1 protein-coding gene is annotated in these 1,043 nt (G+C 58.1%); it reads right to left on the reverse strand.

Going from position 1 to position 1,043, the window contains the following annotated elements; all coding sequences use genetic code 11:
* Window positions 1-1,043: elongation factor Tu (tuf, locus tag CC207_RS17880; protein WP_069017838.1), on the reverse strand; the 1,043-nt coding region annotated here is incomplete at both ends.

Here is a 1,043-nt window from a genome sequence, read left to right on the forward strand (position 1 = left end):
ACGACGCCGGCGCCGACGGTACGACCGCCTTCACGGATGGCGAAGCGCAGACCGTCTTCCATTGCGATGGTCTTGATCAGGGTGACAGTCATCTGGATGTTGTCACCTGGCATTACCATCTCAACGCCTTCCGGCAGTTCGCAGTTACCGGTCACGTCAGTGGTACGGAAGTAGAACTGAGGACGGTAGCCCTTGAAGAACGGAGTGTGACGGCCGCCTTCTTCCTTCGACAGGACGTAGACTTCTGCGGTGAACTTGGTGTGCGGCTTGACCGAACCTGGCTTGACCAGAACCTGGCCACGCTCAACGTCGTCACGCTTGGTACCACGCAGCAGAACGCCGCAGTTCTCGCCAGCACGACCTTCGTCCAGCAGCTTGCGGAACATCTCAACACCGGTGCAGGTGGTGGTGGTGGTGTCACGCAGACCAACGATTTCCAGCGGATCTTGAACGCGGACGATACCACGCTCGATACGGCCGGTAACAACGGTACCACGACCCGAGATCGAGAATACGTCTTCGATCGGCATCAGGAACGGCTGGTCGATGGCACGAACTGGCTCAGGGATGTAGGCATCCAGAGTTTCAACCAGCTTCTTGACAGCGCTGGTACCCATTTCGTTGTCGTCTTTGCCTTCCAGCGCCATACGAGCCGAACCGATGATGATCGGGGTGTCGTCGCCTGGGAAGTCGTAGGTGGACAGCAGGTCGCGAACTTCCATCTCGACCAGTTCCAGCAGCTCAGCGTCGTCTACCAGGTCAGCCTTGTTCAGGAAGACCACGATGTACGGAACACCAACCTGACGGGACAGCAGGATGTGCTCACGGGTTTGTGGCATCGGACCATCGGCGGCCGAGCAAACCAGGATCGCGCCGTCCATCTGGGCAGCACCGGTGATCATGTTCTTCACGTAGTCAGCGTGACCTGGGCAGTCAACGTGAGCGTAGTGACGAATGTTCGAGTTGTACTCGACGTGAGCGGTGTTGATGGTGATACCGCGCGCTTTTTCTTCCGGAGCCGAGTCGATCTTGTCGAACTCAAC

It is taken from the genome of Pseudomonas sp. DrBHI1, from assembly GCF_002205115.1.
Classification (GTDB): Bacteria; Pseudomonadota; Gammaproteobacteria; order Pseudomonadales; family Pseudomonadaceae; genus Aquipseudomonas; species Aquipseudomonas mosselii.